The sequence below is a fragment of the Leptolyngbya iicbica LK genome (genome assembly GCF_004212215.1).
GTDB classification, from domain to species: Bacteria; Cyanobacteriota; Cyanobacteriia; order Phormidesmidales; family Phormidesmidaceae; genus Halomicronema; species Halomicronema iicbica.
Genome location: NZ_QVFV01000004.1, coordinates 55,175 through 72,663 on the forward strand (window position 1 = coordinate 55,175; position 17,489 = coordinate 72,663).

15 protein-coding genes are annotated in these 17,489 nt (G+C 54.8%); 12 read left to right on the top strand and 3 right to left on the bottom strand.

The genetic code is table 11. The features are described 5' to 3' along the window. The first annotated feature begins 25 nt into the window (after positions 1 to 25). Positions 26 to 1,171, top strand: a complete 1,146-nt coding sequence (locus DYY88_RS16020) for a CO2 hydration protein (RefSeq protein ID WP_039726336.1) — start codon at positions 26 to 28, stop codon at positions 1,169 to 1,171. Positions 1,172 to 1,299: 128 nt separating this feature from the next. Here the strand turns inward: DYY88_RS16020 and DYY88_RS16025 are convergent, their stop codons facing one another. Then, on the bottom strand, positions 1,300 to 1,584 hold the full coding sequence (locus tag DYY88_RS16025; RefSeq protein ID WP_039726337.1) for a DUF427 domain-containing protein: 285 nt from the start codon (positions 1,582 to 1,584) through the stop codon (positions 1,300 to 1,302). 268 nt (positions 1,585 to 1,852) lie between these two features. On the opposite strand from DYY88_RS16025, the gene DYY88_RS16030 reads away from it, so the two are divergent. The 4 genes from DYY88_RS16030 to DYY88_RS16045 all read left to right on the top strand — a co-directional run bounded on the left by DYY88_RS16030 (position 1,853) and on the right by DYY88_RS16045 (position 7,569). After that, positions 1,853 to 3,826, top strand: coding sequence for a long-chain fatty acid--CoA ligase (locus tag DYY88_RS16030; protein WP_039726338.1), 1,974 nt, complete (start codon positions 1,853 to 1,855; stop codon positions 3,824 to 3,826). 116 nt (positions 3,827 to 3,942) lie between these two features. Next, a complete protein-coding gene (locus tag DYY88_RS16035; RefSeq protein ID WP_039726339.1) occupies positions 3,943 to 4,386 on the top strand; it encodes a YlqD family protein in 444 nt (147 codons plus the stop codon). A 575-nt stretch (positions 4,387 to 4,961) separates the two neighbouring features. Continuing rightward, positions 4,962 to 6,320, top strand: coding sequence for a peptidoglycan-binding protein (locus tag DYY88_RS16040; protein WP_039726340.1), 1,359 nt, complete (start codon positions 4,962 to 4,964; stop codon positions 6,318 to 6,320). A gap of 163 nt (positions 6,321 to 6,483) precedes the next feature. After that, positions 6,484 to 7,569: a glycosyltransferase family 4 protein gene (locus DYY88_RS16045; RefSeq protein WP_039726341.1), complete on the top strand. Its 1,086-nt coding sequence runs from the start codon at positions 6,484 to 6,486 to the stop codon at positions 7,567 to 7,569. 127 nt (positions 7,570 to 7,696) lie between these two features. On the opposite strand, the gene mgsA is transcribed toward DYY88_RS16045, so the two are convergent. Next, a complete protein-coding gene (gene mgsA / locus DYY88_RS16050; RefSeq protein ID WP_039729705.1) occupies positions 7,697 to 8,962 on the bottom strand; it encodes a methylglyoxal synthase in 1,266 nt (421 codons plus the stop codon). A 222-nt stretch (positions 8,963 to 9,184) separates the two neighbouring features. On the opposite strand from mgsA, the gene DYY88_RS16055 reads away from it, so the two are divergent. Continuing rightward, positions 9,185 to 9,535, top strand: a complete 351-nt coding sequence (locus tag DYY88_RS16055; RefSeq protein WP_236146338.1) for a YbjQ family protein — start codon at positions 9,185 to 9,187, stop codon at positions 9,533 to 9,535. Positions 9,536 to 9,539: 4 nt separating this feature from the next. Further along, complete coding sequence (locus DYY88_RS16060; protein WP_039726343.1) at positions 9,540 to 9,980, top strand: YbjQ family protein; 441 nt, start codon at positions 9,540 to 9,542, stop codon at positions 9,978 to 9,980. A 378-nt stretch (positions 9,981 to 10,358) separates the two neighbouring features. Here the strand turns inward: DYY88_RS16060 and DYY88_RS16065 are convergent, their stop codons facing one another. After that, positions 10,359 to 11,000: a peptidoglycan-binding domain-containing protein gene (locus tag DYY88_RS16065; RefSeq protein ID WP_052288342.1), complete on the bottom strand. Its 642-nt coding sequence runs from the start codon at positions 10,998 to 11,000 to the stop codon at positions 10,359 to 10,361. A gap of 142 nt (positions 11,001 to 11,142) precedes the next feature. Here DYY88_RS16065 and DYY88_RS16070 point away from each other — a divergent pair, with 142 nt between their 5' ends. From DYY88_RS16070 to eno, 5 genes are all read left to right on the top strand, one after another. Further along, complete coding sequence (locus DYY88_RS16070) at positions 11,143 to 11,964, top strand: hypothetical protein (RefSeq protein WP_039726344.1); 822 nt, start codon at positions 11,143 to 11,145, stop codon at positions 11,962 to 11,964. A 359-nt stretch (positions 11,965 to 12,323) separates the two neighbouring features. Further along, positions 12,324 to 14,897, top strand: coding sequence for an HD family phosphohydrolase (locus tag DYY88_RS16075; RefSeq protein WP_201278979.1), 2,574 nt, complete (start codon positions 12,324 to 12,326; stop codon positions 14,895 to 14,897). 144 nt (positions 14,898 to 15,041) lie between these two features. Continuing rightward, the gene (locus DYY88_RS16080) at positions 15,042 to 15,917 is read left to right on the top strand and encodes a C39 family peptidase (protein ID WP_039729708.1); all 876 of its coding nucleotides are present in this window, start codon (positions 15,042 to 15,044) and stop codon (positions 15,915 to 15,917) included. 123 nt (positions 15,918 to 16,040) lie between these two features. Continuing rightward, a complete protein-coding gene (locus DYY88_RS24250) occupies positions 16,041 to 16,178 on the top strand; it encodes a hypothetical protein (protein ID WP_165390127.1) in 138 nt (45 codons plus the stop codon). Further along, positions 16,160 to 17,473: a phosphopyruvate hydratase gene (eno, locus tag DYY88_RS16085; RefSeq protein WP_437438587.1), complete on the top strand. Its 1,314-nt coding sequence runs from the start codon at positions 16,160 to 16,162 to the stop codon at positions 17,471 to 17,473. The genes DYY88_RS24250 and eno overlap by 19 nt, the downstream gene beginning before the upstream one ends. Positions 17,474 to 17,489 lie beyond the last annotated feature (16 nt).

The window sequence follows — 17,489 nt, forward strand, 5'->3', positions numbered from 1 at the left end:
ATGCTGTTCATCCGTGCCCTGAACCATGACTAACACCCTGTCTCCCACTCCAATTACCGATCATCCCCTGCAACCCTTTATTGAGCGGTTGCTGAACGCTGAAGCCCTGCTGCCTGATACTGAAATCAACTTGTTAGAGGTGGTGGGCATTCTCAAAAGTTACGGTGTGGTCTTGGACGCTTACGCCGTCAATCTGAAGTACATCGCGGATCATCAATTTTTGTTGCTGTTTCCGTTCTTCAAATATTTCAACGGCGACATCACGTTCAACAAACTGCTAAAGCACTGGTGGCACGATCGCATTAACTACGAATATGCCGAATACTGCATGCGCACGATGCTCTGGCACGGGGGCGGCGGGCTCGATGAGTATCTCGACAGCGAGGAATTTCAGCAAAATTGCGAACAGGCGATTCAGGCCAAGCTCAAAGGCAACATTTTCATGCAAACGCTGCATCGGCTATTTCCCGAATTTTTGCCCGAACAAGTGCGGCAGTCGGCCTACTACAGCGGCTTGGGCCAATTTTGGACGGTGATGAGCGAAATGTTTCTCACCCTGTCGGATTTGTATGACCAAAAGCGCATTACTTCCATCCCCGAAGTGGTGGCTCACATCAAGGATGGACTGGTGGCCGCTGCTAGTTTGCCGATCACCTATAGCGTGGAAATTCGAGGCGATCGCTACGACTTGTTGCCCGAGTCTGCTGGGTTGACCTTCCTCATGGATACCGCTGTCCCCTATGTAGAAGCCGTTTTCTTCCGTGGCACCCCTTTCTTAGGCACGGTTTCCTACAACGCTCAGGTGCAGCAAATTTCGCCGGATCAATCCCGCTTTGACTATGGCGCGCTCTACGCTGACCCGATTCCGGTGGGGGGCGCGGGTATTCCCCCCACCTTGCTGATGCAAGACATGCGCCACTTTCTCCCCGATTACCTGGCAGACTACTATCGCCAAAGCCTGCGGGGCGACGCCGACGTACGGGTGCAAATTACCCAAAGCTTCCAAAAATCGATGTTTTGCGTCACCTCTGCTGCTCTTCAGGGCTTGCTGCCCTATGCGCCGAAGACTGAGGTGCCCGCCGAGCAAGCCGCTAATCAGGCATTCCTTGCCAGTTGGATGGATCGGCTAATGTCGTCACGGCTCGCTGTCGTTCAACTTGCTGAACGGTAGAGCAATCCCAAAACCCAGCAGAGGCACCCGGTCCCTGCTGGATGATGCAATCGCTAGAAAGGATAGCCAAGGGACCAGGTGCCTAAAGTGAGTCAATTGATCGTTCAGGAGACTGGAGCGCTCCCTGGCTACTTTTCGACGGTTACGCCGCGCCAAAAGGCGACGTAGCCTTTGATGTTACTAGCCGCTGATTTAGGTTCCCGATACACCCAAGCCGCATCGGGATTCGTCTGTCCATCGACTTCCACTGTGTAATACGAAGCCGTCCCTTTCCAGGGGCAAAACGTGGTTTTCTCGCTGGGCTTGAAGTATTCCATCTTGAGCGAATCGGGGGGAAAGTATTGATTTCCTTCGACGACTTCGCAGCGATCGCTCTCGGCGAGCACAACACCATTCCAGGTTGCTTTGGGCATTTTGTCATTTCTCCTAAGCTGTCCACTTTGAGCATAAATCGCCCCATTAAAAAACGGGCACCTCATCCTCGACCAACGCCATCTTGCGATCACGCTCAGCCCAGTATTAGGTGCCCGTCAGTTAGACAATCAGCTAGCTAACTGATTGATTCCAGTCAATTTATATTTTGGCCGAGACCATGACCAGTCATCAAGGAGTTGTGATTAGGCTTAATGGAATCCTGTTGTACGATTGAGCACAAGCCTGCTTTGCTCTGAGTTGCCAGCCATGAACCAACCATCCAGCCGCGTTTTACAAGTGTTAGACCAGCGCGATCGCGCGGGCATTGCCCAGGGACAAGACTACGGACAGATTCAATCACTGCCAGAAATTTGGCCGATTGCCGCTGAGCGTTACGGCAGCCAGCTCGCGATGGATGATCCCCATAATCAGCCCAGTGCCCAGCTAACGTATCAGGAACTTTGGAGCAAGATTCAGCAATTTGCGGCTGGACTGCAAGGTTTGGGGATGCCGTCTCGCGCCCACGTCGCTCTGTTTGCTGACAATAGCCATCGCTGGTTTATCGCCGACCAGGGCGTGATGGCGGCAGGCGGCATTGACGCGGTGCGCAGTGCCCAAGCCGAGACCGAAGAGTTGCGCTACATCGCCGAACATAGCGATAGCACTGTCCTGATTGTGGAAAATCTAAAGCTGTGGCGGCGGTTGAGCGATCGCTTTCAAGACCTGCCCATGCAGTTTGCGGTGTTGCTGTCAGATGAGACGGTGCCCGAGCATCCACCCTTCAAAATGGTCAACTACTCGCAACTGCTCGACATTGGCAGCCAGCATCCCTGGCAACCCGTCCCGATAGAAGCAGACAGCTTAGCGACGCTGATTTACACCTCTGGCACCACCGGCAAACCTAAAGGGGTGATGATTAGCCACGCCAATTTGCTGCATCAAATCACGACGCTGAGCGCAGTGGTGCAGCCCCAACCGGGCGATCGTGTCTTGGGGCTACTGCCCACCTGGCATACCTTTGGCCGTACAGCAGAATACTTCCTCTATGCCAACGGCTGTACGCAGACCTACACCAGTATTCGTCACATCAAGGCGGATTTTCGGAACAGCAAACCCCAGTACATGGTCGGCGTACCCCGCATTTGGGAGTCGATTTATGAAGGCGCCCAGAAAAACTTCCGCGACCAGCCCGCCAGCAAGCAAAAGCTGGTGAATACGTTGCTGTGGTGCAGCAAAAAATATGTGCAAAATCGTCGCACCGCCAATGGCCTGAGCCTCGACCATCCCCATGTGTCAAGCATTCAGCGATTTAAATCGCGGCTATTACAGGGTTTAGCATGGCCCCTACATATGCTGGGAGAAAAGCTTGTTTACAGCAAGGTGCGCGACGCGACCGGCGGGCAGGTCAAACAACTCATCAGCGGCGGCGGCTCTCTGGCCCAGCATATTGACCTGTTTTTTGAGATTGTCGATGTCACCATTTTGGTGGGCTATGGTCTGACGGAAACGTCTCCAGTCGTTTCCGCGCGGCGCATTTGGGCCAACTTGCGGGGCGCATCGGGCCAGCCCATTCCCGGTACAGAATTCAAGATCGTCGATCCCGAAACAAAAGCGCCCCTGCCGCTGGCACAAAAAGGGCTGGTGCTGGTGCGCGGCCCCCAAATCATGCAGGGCTATTACAAAAATCCGGAGGCGACCCAAAAAGCGATCGACGCTGAGGGCTGGTTTGACACGGGCGACCTGGGCTACCTGACCGCTGACTACAATATCGTGCTGACCGGACGCGCCAAAGACACCATTGTGCTAACCAACGGTGAAAACATCGAGCCGCAGCCGATTGAGGATGTCTGCGTCCAGAGTCCTTACATCGACCAGATGATGCTGGTGGGCCAAGACCAGCGATCGCTAGGGGCGCTCATCGTGCCAAATCTGGATGCCTTGCAAACCTGGGCGGCAACCCAATCTTTGTATCTCGATGCACCCGGCCAAGAGACCGAAAATAGCGCTAATTTGCCGAGCGTCACCCTGGATGATGATCGCGTGCAAAAGCTCTTTCGTGAAGAACTCAACCGCCGCGTCAAAGACCGACCGGGCTATCGTCCCGACGATCGCGTTGGCCCCTTCCGATTAATTGCCACCCCCTTCTCAATCGAAGATGGCACCATGACTCAAACCCTGAAAATTAAACGCCCGGTGGTCACCGCTCGCTATCGCGATATGATTGACGGGATGTTTGCCTAGATCTGTCTGCCAGTTTAAATTTCGTCGAAACTTTAAGCTTTCAGACTTGCTTTCCGCTACATCCTCTGCCAATTTGAAGCAGTGCATTCTGCATCTCAGACCACTAGCTAGAGAGTATGGACGTGTCTCAACTTCAGCTCAAACGCAATATCACCATCAAAGCGATCGTGACGCCTCTATGGAAAGAGGAAGCACAAAAACAACTACAGAGTCAAATTAATCAAACCGACAGTCGCCTACAGCAGCTTGAAATGCAGAGCCAGCGCGTGGTCGCAGAAGTGCAAAAGCAAGCGGCTGATCCTGAAGATCCAGCCGTCAAGCAACAAATTGCTTCCGTCCAAAACAAGCTCAATCAAGATAAGAGCAAAATGCTGCAGCAAAAAAATCAGTTGCTACAGCAGCTCCAGTCGGTGCAAACTTTGGAACTGGACCAAGAGGTCAATCAAGGCCAGGCAGAAAGCCTGTTCACCGTCAGTCAAGGCGATAACCTCATCAAAAAAATGCAGGTTGAAATTCTACTGCGGGATGGCGTGATCGAAGAAATTCGGGGCGAGTTGTAGGGCGCTCACTGATTGCCCCAGCTATGTGTACCTGAGCCCCTCCAAATTCCTGACCTCCAAAAAATTGGAGAGGCTCAGCGCGTTGTATTGAGAGGCGAGGACGCTGATAGTTATGGCTGTCGTGGAATTTTCCCGAACTAAAGCCTTCTCCGGTGCCGACCCTAGTCCCTCACTGAGTGACTGAACTGGCCGTTTGTGTCTGTGCGCTTGTGGCCTCAGCTTACCTTTACGATGAATATTTCCATCTGTAGAAGTTGTTTACAATTGAGTTGGGTATTCTGGAATGGATTCGAGGGTGTAGTCTAGTTGCGCAACTAGACGTCAGGCGTTACCCATCAACTCATCAGCGTGAGATTTGGCCGTTTGATTAAATTACCGACCCAATCACCAACGTTGTGATGTTGTCTTTGGCCGGTTAGCATCCCGATAATGCAAAACTGTTCGGTAAAGTATTCTAAAAGTCAGGGTTTTGCTGTCCTGGGTAAAGGGCGGCCTGAGAGTTCGAGTTGGGCGATGGATTTTAGGCAAGCCTTTATGTCATGCAGAACTGGCAAGCAGCTGGGTAACTAATACACATGCTTAATCGTGTTTTACTAATCATGCTGACATCGGCGGCGACTTGTGGCTGGCAGGTAGCCGCGATCGCTCAAGAGTCCACAGCCAGCAGCTCCGTAGCATGGCCTTCCGGCGCACTGATCAGCCAGGCAACTGGTAATCAAAATGAGGGCTCCCAACAGCCTTCAGCAGCCATTCAGTCTTTGCAGAGCCGCTTGTTAGAGTTGGGTTATTACGAAGGCTCCGTCACCGGCATTTTTGATGATGCTACTCGAGAGGCGTTGTCACAGTTTCAGCAAGACCAGGGGTTAGTGGGCACCGGCATTTTAGATCCCCTGACCCAACAAAGACTTGCTGACCCGACTGGGGCACAAACTGCTGAGCCTGACGCTGCTGCTCCGGAAGCCTCAGAAGCCGCCCCAACGCTTGATTTACCCCCCGTGTCTGAAAACGGTGAGGCGCTTGAACCCGAGGCTGCACCGGCTGACGAGCCTGCGGAAGCGGCTGCTCAGGGCAACGACGAGAATGCCACTGGTGGTGCGCCCGCAGGTGAAACGGCGAATCCTGCTGAGGACAGTGCTGCTCCTGAAGGCAGTAGTTTCCCGCTGCTGATTTTACTAGGGGCCGTCATCTTGGTGGTGGGTGGCCTGGCAGGCGGCGTAGCCCTCTGGCTAGGCAAGCGGCAAGGCCAAAAAGCCGCCCAGAGTGGTGCGGCTGACTCTCCCAACTCGGCCGCCCCGTCGCCGCCATCGAGTTCTTCAGCCGCACCGCCTCATCAGCCCCAGTCATCTGCGACTCAGGGAACTGTTAACCCTCAAAACCCAGTTGCGGCGGGCCTAAACGTTCAGCCAAAACCCACCTCTCCGTTGGACAATGTGACGGAATCCCGGGTCACGAAAATCAATATCATTGATGAGTTAATTCAGGATCTGGAACAACCTGATGCTGAAGTGCGACGGCGAGCCATTTGGGAGTTGGGGCAGCGCGGTAATTCAGCTGCCATGCAGCCTCTGGTAAGTCTATTGACTCAGGTGGATTCACGAGAGCAGAGTTTGATTCTTGCGGCGCTGGCTGAGATCACGAGCCAAACGCTAAAGCCCATGAACCGGGCAGTGATGATTGCGTTGCAGAGTGAAGATGCGGAGGTGCGCAAAAATGCGATTCGCGATCTCACTAAGATTTTTGATTCGTTTAAGCAGTCTGGCAAAATGTTGGGACATGCCGCTCTAGATGAAGACCCGGATGTGAAACAAACGGCTGATTGGGCTCTGGATCAGTTGAACAAAATGAAGCCGAGTTCGTCGAAAGCGGCGGGTTTTTTGGGAGAAAGCGATCAGCCCCAGAGACGCTTAACGGATGATGGGCATTCGTCGAAATAATTCTGAAATGACGCTGATTGTCTAGTGAGGAGTTGTGACCTCACGGGCTAGAGGATCCATCAGTTAAGCCGGATATTTTGTGATGACACCAGCGGCAACGGTTAGGGGGAGTCGCTGTTCGCTACGATCATGAGGCTAACTGACTCACGATTGTCTGGGTGTTATGGACGCGGCTCCGAAGTATCGAATTTTGCTGATTTCTACAGCGGTTGCGCCTCTGGGGACTGGCCTCGGCGGTGGTGTAGAACTTTTTGTGAAAAATGCTGTGCAGGGATTGCAGCAACGGGGGCATCGAGTGACGGTGGTGGCACCAGCTGGTTCGCAACTGGAGAACTGCGATCGCTTAGTGCCCGTAGAGGGGCAATTGCAGCCGACGGCCCACACCAGCGATCGCCAGACACCGATTGTGATGCCCAAGTCATCGGTGCTATCGGCCATGATGGCGTATGCCCAGCAGGTGCAGTCGGACTATGACGTGCTGCTGCATTTTTGCTATGACTGGCTGCCGTTTTATCTCGCCCCATTTTTGCAAATCCCGATCGCCCACTATGTCAGCATGGGGTCGTTGACCGACGCGATGGACGCGGTGATTGCGCAAGTAACAACCCAGTTTCCGGGCACGGTGGGGGTGTGTACTCAGGCACAAGCGGCGACGTTGCCCCACGCTGAGACCTATCGGCCCATTGGCAGCGCGGTGGATTTGGCTCTGTACGATTTTTGTGCGGAGCCAGGAGCAGCTCTGGGCTGGATGGGGCGTATTTCTCCTGAAAAAGGGTTGGAAGATGCGATCGCCGCCGCGCAGGCGACCCAAACGCCGCTCAAAATTCTCGGAAAGTTAGAAGATCAGGCTTATTGGGAGCATTTGCAAAAAAACTATCCTGAGGCTCCCATCCAGTATTTAGGCTTTTTGGATACGCACGGGCTGCAGGCCGCCATTCGCGACTGCCGCGCCCTCTTGATGACACCTAAATGGGTCGAGGCGTTTGGCAATGTGGCGATCGAGGCGATGGCTTGCGGGGTGCCGGTGATTGCTTATCGACGCGGGGGGCCGACCGAAATCGTGCGTCCAGGCAAAACTGGATGGTTGGTTGAACCCGATAGCGTCGTGGGATTGGTGGACGCGATCGCCCAAATTGCTCAACTGGATCGGTCTGCCTGTCGTCAACAGGCCGAGGCTGAATATTCCCTTGATGCTCTCGCCCAGAGATACGAGCACTGGTTTCACGATATCTTGACCCGCTATGCCTAACAGTTGGGTCAACGGTGCGATGCGTGGATATTGGGTCAGAGCGGTAGTATGAGTCTTTTGAGGGCCGACAGCCAGCAGTTTTTGCCGATGTGATGCCGATTTGGACTTCCAGTCTGTGGACGGCAGTTCAGTTGGCGAGCGGAGCCAGCACCGTTAAGGCTTTGGGCAAACACTCAAACTCGGTTGCTTCGGCGGTCACAATTTCGCCATCAATCACCACTTTTTGCGGCGGCTCGGTGGTAATTTTGACGCGCTCGGTGCGCAGGCGAATGATGTCTTCTCGCTGGGTCGGCGTATTTACCAGGGCCGACGCAAATAGACTGGTCAGGGTATTGAGACCTTGCAAGCGGGTCTGTGGTGTGGCGATCGTGACATCTAACAAGCCGTCATCCACAATGACTTGACCAAAGCCTTGGGCTAGCACTGAAGTCGCTGGGGCGGCGTTCGCTACGGTAATGGTGCCGGTTTGCACCTCGGTTTTTTCGCCATCCAGATCGATAATCGCTTTGAAGGCGGTTTGTTCTTGAAATTGCTGGACTCCCGCCAACAGGTAGGCTAAGACCCCTAGGCGATTTTTGAGTTCGCGGTTGGCGCGATCGACCATTTCGGCCTCAAAGCCAATACCCGCTAAGAGCACATAGGGCTGACCATTACAGCGAGCGACGTCGACGACTCGGGTCGTGCCGGCCAAAATCGTGTCGCAGGCGCCCCGAATGCCGTTAGCAATGCCGAGTGCCCCGGCAAACGCATTGGCGGTGCCGCGGGGAATGATGCCGAGGGGAATGTCGGTGTTGACTAAGCTGCTGGCGACTGCGGAAACGGTACCGTCGCCCCCCGAGGCGAGCACGATGTCGGCTCCGGCGGCGATCGCCTGTTGGGCTTGCTCTGCCGGGTTCGCCTCAGCGCTGGTAAACACGACCTTGAGGTGGATTTGGGGTTCTAACAAGCTGCGAATGAGCGCCAGATCTTGATCGGGATTGCTCTGTCCCGACACTGGGTTAAAGATGAGATGAGCAACCTGTGATTTTTGCAGCGTGGCTAACACCGCATCTGCGGTTGCCAAGTTGGTAGCAAGGGGCACGTTGTAAACTTCGCAGACTCGGAGTAATGCCCGAATATCAGGTTCATGGGGTTGCGCATAGAGCGGATCGACTAAAAAAATCACCGCTACAACATTGCCGGCCACGACCTGGGCCGCAATTTGGGTGTCGCCCCCCAGGGGGCCTGAGGCCATGCGTTCAACGGTCAGTTCGGTCGCTTGGTTGATGCGCTGTCCGGTGGTGCCAGTGGCCAGCAAATGATATTTGGCGAGCACTGCACGATGCTGGGCGACAAACGTCACCATGTCATCTTTTTTACTGTCGTGGGCGATGAGCGCAATGCAATTTGGCATCTGGTAAACCCCGATCAACATCGGCCAGTTGGATCGGCAATTTACCCCCAATGGCTTCACCAAATCATAGCTCTAGAGCCATGCATAGCTGACTCTGGACACGGGAAATCACAGTTTCCGGAATACTGTCGGTTGGGAAGAAATTCTTATAGAACGGTCGTCTCTGCCTGGCAAATGACTACCATGCAGGCAGCGATCGCTACGCTGAAAAGGAACCTGACTATGAACGACCGACCTCCCCTAGCTCGCTCTAGCCGCATGCTGTTGACGACCCTGGAAAGCGTGCCCGGCCATAAAACGGTCAAGCATTTGGGACTTGTGCAAGGCAGTACCGTGCGGGCCAAAAATGTCGGGCGTGATATCGCTGCTGGGCTCAAAAATATTGTCGGTGGAGAACTGAAAGGTTATACCGAGTTGCTGCAAGAAGCGCGTCAAGAAGCGACCCAGCGCATGATGCAAGAGGCCAGCAAAATGGGGGCAAATGCAGTGGTCAACATACGCTTTGCGACTTCATCGCTGACTCAGGGAGCGGCGGAATTGTTCGTCTACGGCACCGCCGTACAGATTGACTAAAGCTATGGATGTTTTAGGGGTTTTTCTCATCCTGTTGGCAGTCGGGTTCTTTGCCGGGTCTTATACCGAGAAGAAACATCTGCAAGATTTGCACGATCGCGAGTATCGCACTCGGCAAATTAAATTGGTCAACATTGGCGCCAAAACGCGATTGAAAGAAGTCGATCGCTCCAAGCTCTTTGTGGGGAGCGTGGTGATTTCGTCCGATTATTTTAAAACTTTTGTAGCGGGGTGGATGAATTTTTTCGGTGGCCGCATCAGTGTCTTTGAGTCGTTAGTTGAACGGGGTCGCCGCGAAGCCATTCTCCGGATGAAGGAAGACGCGATGCAATGGGGAGCCCGTCAGGTTGTCAATGTGCGCTTGGAAACGGCGGAACTCGGCGGCAACAATGGCAACGGTGTCGTCTCGATTGAAGTGATTGCCTACGGGACTGGTGTGCAGTAGCCATAGGTGTCAATTTGACCAATCGGGACAAAAGTCAATCAGCTCGGGACTGTCTTTGTTAATCTGGGCTGTTAATGTTGGGTTGAGTGCCAGGAGCAAACCTCACAAACGGCGGGGTAATCCTGACTTTTGGCGGTTTGTGACGTCGGCTGTCCACACTTCGATTGCCCCGGGATAGCCGAGACAGCTGTCCACACTTCGATTCAATCTCCATGCTTTAAACTTTTGGTCTCTCGGCACCTGACTACGGATTGCGATAGCTTGGTCGCTAGCCTACGCAGCTCGACAGGTTGTGGAGGGCAGCTGCGGGGGCGCGATCGTCGCTCAAGGCTCAACACATCCCCGCCCGCGATCGCGACTGCCCCCATGACGATAGGGCTATTGAAAGAGGGCTTGCCATGTCGCAGGGCCGACAATGCCATCCTCCGCGAGTTGCGCACTGCTTTGAAAGTTCATGACTGCGGCTTCTGTGCCGGGGCCAAAAATACCGTCGATCGCCCCTTCATAAAATCCCCGCATCTGTAAGTTTTCTTGCACACGGGCGACCGCTGGCCCGACCATGCCCTCTCGCAAGATGGGTAAGGCGACAGGGGCATTATCTTCTGTTTCGGAGGGCGGATCGCTGGCGGCGGGGGGCGTTGCAGGCACAGCAGGCGGCGTAAACTCCGTCGATGGATTGGGTAACAGCTTGGCCCAGGTCGCTGGCCCGACAATGCCGTCGTCGGTTAAGCCCGCATCAACTTGGAAGGCTTTGACAGCGGCTTCGGTGGTGAGCTCGTAACGACCGTCAATCGGCGCTTCGAAATAGCCGAGCAGGGTCAACATGCCTTGCAGTTCAGTGACGGTGTTGCCGCTGCTGCCCAGTCGTAAGGTCGGGCGACTGCTAGAGGTTTGAGCCAGTTCTACGGTGGCTGGGGCGATCGCGATCGTCGCAGTCGGCATCATGACTACGGTCGTCGCGGCCAAACCCAGCAATAATCCAGAGCTAACTAAACGAGGGCGGAGACGAGCGCAATTCATAGATTTCACGAGCGGGGTAAATAAAGTCAACAACAGAGTCCTCGAGGCCGTTGTGGGGGCCGCTATCGGCCAGTTAGGCATAAACTATACCCACAAATTTCCCATAGGGTACCGTAGAGTGCTAGACGGTCAACGGATTCCTATGGTTTCTTTTCGCAATAGCCAGTTTCAGGCAATTTTGGTCGGCATGGTGATGGCCGATGCCATCAGTCAGGGGCAGTTGCCTTGGGGCACTGTTGGAGAGGGGGCGGGGGCAGCGGCCCAGCGCTGGTCAGAGGGTGCGATCGCCCAGGCTGATTGGTGCCACGCGATCGCCGCTACCCTCACGCGGTCAACCCCTTCTCCAATATCCGAGGCTGGAGCGATCGGGGCTGAGCCTGAGACTGTGGTGGACTTGCTGGCCGACCTCCCGCGATTGCTCAGCATGCTTGACCGTCCGCCATCTCGGACTGCTTGCGGAGACGCTTCTCAGACAACTCTCTCAGCCCTTTTTTACGATTGTTTGCAAGCCAGCCTTCGACAAGATGTGGTCGCCCTGGGTGCCTTAAGGCAGCAGATATCGCCCGACAGCTTGGGGGCAAAGCCGTCGCCACCGATGGCAGCACTCAGGGGGGCATTGGAATTGCTATTAACAGCCCAAGGTGACTTTCAGCTCGCCGTGGGACAGGGTTTGCAGTCACCCACGGCTCCCTCTGGCAGTGTGCTGTTGACGGCGATTCTCAGTGCGGGGTGGGGTGATTTGCCGAGCCTGCCGATCCGCCATCGACACTGGCTTCAACAACCGAGTCCGTTTCTACAAAACTGGCTGCAACAACGCTGGCAGATTGCCACCGCCACGCAACTGGCGCTATGGGCTGAAACCCTATGGCAACGTTGGTCTGGACAATATGGTGAGAGGTCAGTGCGATCGCCCCTGGTTGCAATTCAACCTCTGGTTCCGGCGGCTCACAGCGCCTATCGGTAACCCAACTTTATGGCGTCTATAATGTCGAAATAGTGACTCATAAGAGCATGATGAAACGACTAGGCGTTTGAGTACTGGTTGGCTGTGGCCCCAGCGATGACATCTACCCACTAACGACTGCGTGGCCCTGAGCACTGCTGTCATATCCTCCGCGTTCGATCAGGTTCCGAACTCTTTAAAGTGAAAGAACGATCAATGAAAGAACGGCCGACTTGCAAAGTGCCCTGTGGTTATACGACTTTTGACTGGTGTGAACAAGCTTTCAACCGAGGCATAGAGGCATACGTTAATGGTTAAAAAGATGTGTCAGCGCTGCTGCTTATCGATACTTTTACACGGATCGGTCACCCCTAATTGAGATGACCATGAACAAAATTTGGCGATGGTTGCAGCAGACACCGCTCGGGTCAACCCCTAAGGCACATGCCTCAGGAGAAGATTCGGTGGGTGAAGCTGCCGATCACCGTTCGCCCACCCCACGCTCCTTATCTCTACGGGGACCGGCACGACGCTTCTGGTCCCGACGCCGGGTCGAAGGGTTGCTGATTCCGACGCTGCCGCCCCCGCCGAGTGTGCCCCGATCGCGCCCTTGCGATCGCCGCCGCACTCATCGGGTGCGTCCGGCGATCGCGCTGAGTCTCTCGGTGCTGGCGCTCACTGCCGCCATGGGACAGCGCTACTATCGCCAACCGGAACTCCAAGTCGGCACGCTATCGCCCAAAACGGTGATTGCGCCTGATAGTGCCTCGGTCGTTGACGAAGAAACCACAGAAGCCCAAAGAACCGCCGCCCGTAATGGTGCAGTGCCGGTTTTGGTGCCTAACCTGGAAGCCAATCAAAGCATTAAAAATTCCCTTGATAATCTGCTGAAGCAGGCGGAAATCGTGCGAGAGCAGGCAGGCGACTTTCCCTTAATTGACGGACGTCAATTGCCGACAGCTACCCAAACTTACATTCGCGAAGCCCCCACGGCTGAGTGGGAGCCGGTTTGGTCTGTCGTCATCGCGGTGGCGAGTGATTTGCAAGGCACTGACAACACCACGCCGCCGCTCACGCTCCTCATCCAACAGCCAGAATATGCTGACTTAACGGCCACCCAACAAAAAGTTGCTCGCGACTTGGTCCGTTACCAACAGCGGTCTGCGGCGTTAGACCTGGAAGCCTTGCAACTGATTTTTGAAACATCCCGCAACAATTTTCGTCGGGCTAAAGAGGGGCTGACTCGCCTAGCCGAAGTTGATCGCGCGATTCCCCAGATGCCGGTGTTATTACGCCTGTCCGATGCTGAATGGCGCACCGTCCGTCAGCAGGTCCGGCGGACGCTAGATTTGATGTTGCTACAGGGGATTCCAGAAGGCGTCCAGTCAGATCAGCTGGCGATCGCCGTTAACGAACACTTGCAGAGCCAAATTCCCTCATCAGCCCAAGATTTAGGCCAAGCGTTGATCATGACGGTCTTGGGGCCAAACTTAATCCAAGATCCTGAAAAAACCCGAGCCCAAGCCGAAGCTGCTGCTGAAAAGGTTGAACCCGTGACGGTCAGAGTGCAAGCGGGTGACATTATCGTGCGTCAAGGGCAGGAGATTGATCAGCCGACGTTCGTGCTGTTGGATTATTTTGCCCTCAGTCAGCGGCGGTTGAATGTAACGGGACTGTTAGGCTTTGGCGTTTTGATGGCCGGTGGGGTCGCCATCTTTCTCGTGGTGGAACGCACCCGTCGCCCTGGCCTCCGAGGCCCCGATTATGTCTTAGTGCTGTGTATGATTTTGGGGGTTTCCGGCCTGAGTATCTTGGGCTTTGCCGTCTACAGTTTGCCGGCTGTGGGCTTATTGGCGAGCAGTTTTTATGGCACGGCCCTCGGAGCGACGTTGGTCGGGCTCACAGCGCTGTTGTTGCCAGTGGGTACCCGAGTGAGCCCGGTGCCGTTGCTGGCCAGTGCGGCTGGCGGTTTAGTCTGTAGCCTCATTGCGCCCCGTCTGCGATCGCGAGAAGAGCTGGCGCTGCTCGGTGGGGTCGTCGGCATCATTCAAGGGGCGGTCTATCTGGTGCTTACGTGGATGATTAGTCCTGTCGCGTTGACCACCTGGTATTTGCCGCTGACCGGGGCCATTCTGCAAGGGATTTACGGCGTCGTTTCGAGTGTCGTTGCCCTGGGGCTCAGCCCTTATTTAGAGCATGTGTTTGACCTGGTGACGCCGATTCGCCTGGCGGAGCTATCGAGTCCTAACCGACCGATGTTACAACGTCTGGCTTCCGAAGCGCCGGGCACCTTTCAGCACACGCTATTTGTGGCCTCGTTAGCAGAAGCCGCCGCGCGATCGCTCCGCTGCAACGTTGAACTCGTGCGGGCTGGCACCTTGTACCACGACATCGGCAAGATGCATGACCCGGAAGGGTTCATTGAAAATCAGATGGGTGGCCCTAACAAACACGACGAAATTGACGACCCCTGGGTGAGTGCCGACATTATCAAAAAGCATGTGAGTCAAGGTTTAGTGATGGCGCGTCGCTGTCGCTTGCCCCGGGCTGTGCGGGCCTTTATTCCTGAGCACCAGGGCACGATGCTGATCAGTTATTTTCACCATCGGGCGATGGAGTTGGCGAAGGACGATCCCAACATCACTGTTGAAGAATTGAATTTCCGCTATGACGGCCCGATTCCGCAATCACCCGAAACGGGCATTGTGATGCTGGCCGACTCTTGTGAAGCGGCCCTGCGATCGCTCAAAGATGCCACGCCTTCGGAAGCGTTGGCCATGGTCAACCGCATTCTCAAAGCCCGCTGGCGCGATGGGCAACTGGTTGACTCGGGCTTAACGCGAGAGCACATGAGCATCATCGCCCAAGTGTTTGTGCAGGTTTGGCAGCAATATAACCACAAGCGCATTGCCTATCCTAAGAGTGTGCTGAATCCGGTGGCGGGTCGCTCTTAGCTAACGCGATCGCCCTGAAATCCTGTGACGGAACATCCTCGCGCTGGTAAAAGGTTAAGTCCTTGCAATCTTGCGGATCGGTTTCTGAAAATCTGATCCACACTGGGTGTGGCGATCTACCCCGGTCAAAAGGAGACGTTGAAGATGCCGAAGGCTAAAGCGCTGGGAAATACCTTTTTGAAGGCAGAGCCGATTCCCTCTAGTGACTTAAGCGATAAAGAAAAAATCTATGTTCCCGAAGGGCATGAATTTTTCATTTATCGCTATGCGCCAGACCGCAACCAGCACGTATTTATGGAGCTCGCGTCCCCGTTTCCGACCTTAGATCGCGAGACTAAGCTCCAAAAGGTTTACGCCTACGATCCTCACATTGAGATTGAGGGGGAAAAAGATAACGTCCCCGATAGTAAGCTGCCCCTAGACACGACGAAGCTAATCAAGCTCCAGGTGCCTTACTTTCAGCAAAACGACAACGACTCACGGGTCTTTGGGGCGGGTTGGCGACAGTGCAACACCACCAGTAACTGTATGTTGGCCGATTATCTCTTGCAGGGCGCGCTGACCAAAGCCGCCAAGCAGAAGGGCTATCCGGAACCAGAGTCGGTATTTATGCGGATTGTGTCGAAGTATGGGGACACGATCGATCATCCGGCCCAAACGAAGGCGCTGCAGGAAATCGGCATCAATTCCTATTTCAGTCGTTCGATTTCTTCTAAAGATGTCATGCTGTCCCTCAGCTATGGCATTCCGATGGTGGTGGGGTTTGCGTATAAAAGCAGTGGCCATATCTGCGTGATTGTGGGCCATGACCCTGTCAATCGTAAGTTTTTGGTACACGATCCCTACGGCATTCGCTACGGTGCCAGCGACTCTTACGACATCAATGCTTGGGCGGCGTTTGACCCCTACTCCTACGATGTGATGCAACGCATCTTTTGGGATATGGGTAACGAGGCGGGTTGGGGCCGCGTGGTCACTAGCGTTAATGGCAAACCCACCGGTTTACCAACTGGACTATAACTGCGGCAGGCAGGCCTCGACAGATGTCAACGAGCTTTGACAAAAGCTGTGATGTGTCCGGGATTCATCCTCCAATTTGGAAAAAATTACGCCGTCGGTGTTGAGACGGCGTGAGAACAGCGTATGCTTACTGCTCGGGAGTGGTACGTGCTGGGGCGAGCACCAGGGTTCGCCAACCCTAGCGACGCGATCGCTCAGGCGCTGTCGCGGTCAGCGAGTAGCGCTTCTCCTGTGCAACACCTATGGAGCATCCGGCGATGATGTTTGACGAACTAGACACCTCAATTGAAGATATTCGAGCCCGCGAAATTCTGGATTCTCGCGGTCGGCCCACGATCGAAGCCGAAGTTTATCTGGCGGGGGGCGCTGCCGGGCTCGCGCAGGTGCCCAGCGGCGCGTCAACGGGCACATTTGAAGCTCATGAACTGCGGGATGGTGACTCGAACCGTTATGGCGGCAAGGGTGTGCTCAAAGCGGTCGAAAACGTTGAAGAAGCGATCGCTCCCGAACTCATTGGCGTCAATGCGCTGGAGCAATCCGTCGTCGATACCATCATGATGGAAATTGACGGCACTGAGAACAAATCAAAAATCGGTGCCAACGCCATCTTGGCCGTTTCTCTAGCCAATGCGAAAGCAGCAGCGGCGGCGGTCGGCTTGCCCCTCTATCGTTATCTGGGTGGTCCCCTCGCTAATCTTTTGCCAGTACCGCTGATGAACGTGGTCAACGGCGGGGCTCATGCTGACAATAATGTCGACATTCAAGAATTTATGATTGTGCCCGTGGGCGCGCCCACCTTTGGTGAAGCGTTGCGCTGGGGGGCAGAAGTGTTCGATAGTCTCAGCAAAGTGCTAAAGGGCAAAGGCTTGCTCACGGGCGTAGGCGATGAAGGCGGCTTTGCGCCTAACTTGGGCTCGAATCAAGAAGCGCTGGAGCTATTGATTCAAGCGATCGAGCAGGCTGGGTATACCCCTGGTGAGCAAGTGGCTCTGGCACTGGATGTGGCCGCCAGTGAATTTTATAAAGACGGGCAATACACTTACGATGGCGCGACCCACTCTCCGGCCACGCTGATCGATTATTTAACCGATCTGACGCAAAAATTTCCCATCGTCTCTATTGAGGATGGGCTGCATGAAGAAGATTGGAGTAACTGGGCGGCCCTGACCCAAAAGCTGGGCAGTAAAACGCAACTCGTTGGCGATGACTTATTTGTCACCAATGCCACCCGTTTGCAAAAGGGGATTGATGAGGGCACGGGTAATTCCATCTTGATCAAGCTGAATCAGATTGGCAGCTTGACTGAAACGCTGGAAACCATTGACCTGGCGACTCGTAACCGTTTCACCTCGGTGATTAGTCATCGTTCTGGCGAAACTGAAGACACCACGATCGCCGATCTTGCCGTCGCCACTCGGGCTGGACAAATCAAAACGGGTTCTCTCAGCCGCAGTGAGCGCATCGCCAAATACAACCGTTTGTTGCGCATTGAAGACGAACTGGGCGACCAAGCCGTCTATGCCGGGACTGTCGGCATGGGGCCAAAAGTCAGCTAACGCGCAAACTGGACTA